The following is a 2,531-nucleotide window of genomic DNA, read 5'->3' on the forward strand; positions in this document are numbered from 1 at the left end:
GGACCACCCGGCCCGTCCGGGGCGCCAGGGCCGTCCGGGGCGCACGGGCCGTCTGGGCCGTCCGGGGCGCCGGGGCGCACGGGCCGTCTGGGCCGTCCGGGGCGCCGGGGCGCACGGGCCGTCCGGGCCGTCCGGGCCGTCCGGGGCGTCCGGGCCGTCCGGGGCGCGCGGGCCGTCCGCTACGGTGGTGCCGTGCGCATCGTGGTGGCTCCGGACTCGTTCAAGGGGACCGCGACGGCGGCCGAGATCGCAGCGGCCGTGCGCGACGGCTGGCTCGCCGAGCGTCCGGGCGACGAGGTCGTCCTGGCACCGATGGCGGACGGCGGCGAGGGCACGCTCGACGCCTTCGAGACGGCGATCCCGCTGACCGTCCGGGTGCCGATCACCGTCACCGGTCCCGCCGGCACCCCCGTCGACACGCACTGGCTGCAGCTGCCCGACGGCCGCGCCGTGGTCGAGCTCGCCGCCACGAGCGGACTCCCCCTGCTGCCCGAGTTCCTGCCCGACACCGCGACGAGCCGGGGCTTCGGCGAGGCGATCGCCGCCGCCCTCGACGACGGCGCGACCGGGCTCGTGCTCGGCATCGGCGGCAGCGCCTCGACCGACGGCGGTGCCGACGCCCTGATCGGGCTGGGAACACTCATCCATATCGATCCCGCGGTCCCCGAACACCCGCCGCGACCGCGTCAGGGGGCCGAGCTGCTCGACGACGTCACCGGCGTCGACACCACGTGGATGCGCCGGCTGCCGGAGCACGGCGCTGTCGTGCTGACCGACGTGACCTCACCCCTGCTCGGACCGTCCGGCGCCGCGGCGGTGTTCGGCCCGCAGAAGGGCATCGCACCGGAACGGATCGCCGTCTTCGACGCCCGGCTGGCCGACTGGGCGCGCTGCTTCCCCGACGTCGACCCGACGACCCCCGGCGCCGGAGCGGCCGGCGGAGTCGGGTTCGGACTGCTCGCCTGGGGTGCGACGCTGGCGGGCGGAGCGGCCGCCGTCGCCGAGGTCCTCGGGCTGCCGGCGCTCCTCGACGGCGCCGACGTCGTGATCACCGGCGAGGGCCGGTACGACGGGCAGTCCGCGGCCGGCAAGGTGCCGAGCGTGGTGCGGACCCTCGCGTCGACGCACGCACCGGGTGCCCGGGCGATGCTCGTGGCCGGGGCGATCGAGGCCGCGCTCGACGACTTCGACGCTGCCGCCTCGCTCACCGTGCTGGCCACGCAGACGACGGGCGAGCCGGACGACGCCCTCGCCGACCCGCTGCGCTTCGCCCGGATCGCCGGCCAGCGACTCGCCCGCCTGGCCTGACGCACGGCGAGCCCGGCGCCCGCACGCGACACGCCCGCATTCCGTGCAGGGGTGCCCCAACGGGACCTCCCACCCGATGGCGCGCTCCACCACACTGGTGGAGGGCCGGAACCGGCCCGGACGCACCACCCACGAGGAGACCATGCGCACCGTCAACGCGTACGCCGCACCGTCGGCCACCGAGCCGCTCGTCAAGACCACCATCACCCGTCGCGACGTCGGCCCGAACGACGTCGAGATCGACATCGCCTACGCCGGCATCTGCCACTCGGACATCCACACCGTCCGCGGCGAGTGGGGCGAGATCCAGTACCCGCAGGTCGTCGGCCACGAGATCGTCGGCCACGTCACCTCCGTCGGGGAGAACGTCACCAAGCACCAGGTCGGCGACCGCGTCGGCGTCGGCTGCATGGTGAACTCCTGCGGCGAGTGCGAGAACTGCGTCAAGGGCGAGGAGCAGTACTGCCTCAAGGGCAACATCCAGACCTACGCCGGCGTCGACCCCGCCGACGGCAGCATCACCCAGGGCGGCTACTCGCAGGCCGTCGTCGTGAACGAGGACTTCGTCCTCCGCGTCCCCGAGTCGCTCGACATCGAGAAGGTCGCGCCGCTGCTCTGCGCCGGCATCACCACCTACTCGCCGCTGCACCACTGGGGCGTCGGCCCCGGGTCGAAGGTCGCCGTGATCGGCATGGGCGGGCTCGGCCACATGGCCGTGAAGATCGCCGTCGCACTCGGCGCCGAGGTCACCGTCCTGTCGCAGACCACCTCCAAGCAGGAGGACTCGCTCCGCTTCGGCGCGACGGCCCACTACGCGACGAAGGACCCGGAGACGTTCGAGAAGCTCGCGAGCTCCTTCGAGCTGATCATCAACACGGTCTCCGCGAAGATCCCGATGGGTGCCTACCTCGGCCTCCTCAAGGTCGACGGCACCCTCGTCAACGTCGGCGCACCGTCCGAGCCGCTCGAGGTCCCGGCGTTCGCCCTGATCCCGCGCCGGCTCAGCTGGGCCGGGTCCGCGATCGGCGGCATCCGCGAGACCCAGGAGATGCTCGACTTCTGCGCCGAGCACGGGATCCTGCCGGAGACCGAGCTCATCAGCGCCGACCAGATCAACGAGGCCTACGAGCGCGTCCTGTCCTCGGACGTCCGCTACCGCTTCGTGATCGACGCGGCGACGCTCGCCTAGTACGCGACCACCGACGCGACGGGAGGCGCGGTGC

General features: G+C 73.9%; 2 protein-coding genes. Both read left to right on the forward strand.

The genetic code is table 11. The features are described from left to right. Positions 1 to 192: 192 nt before the first annotated feature. A complete protein-coding gene (locus tag BIV03_RS16980) occupies positions 193 to 1,308 on the forward strand; it encodes a glycerate kinase (RefSeq protein WP_071296524.1) in 1,116 nt (371 codons plus the stop codon). Between the two features lie 142 nt (positions 1,309 to 1,450). Next, positions 1,451 to 2,497 (forward strand): NAD(P)-dependent alcohol dehydrogenase, encoded by a 1,047-nt coding sequence (locus BIV03_RS16985; protein WP_071296525.1) that lies wholly within the window; start codon positions 1,451 to 1,453, stop codon positions 2,495 to 2,497. Positions 2,498 to 2,531: the final 34 nt, after the last annotated feature.

It is taken from the genome of Curtobacterium sp. MCBA15_016 (assembly GCF_001865105.1).
In the GTDB taxonomy this organism is placed as follows: Bacteria; Actinomycetota; Actinomycetes; order Actinomycetales; family Microbacteriaceae; genus Curtobacterium.

What these genes read in the sequence shown, in the direction of transcription:
- BIV03_RS16985 (WP_071296525.1), top strand. Translation starts at nt 1,451, where the DNA reads ATGCGCACCGTCAACGCGTACGCCGCACCGTCGGCCACCGAGCCGCTC.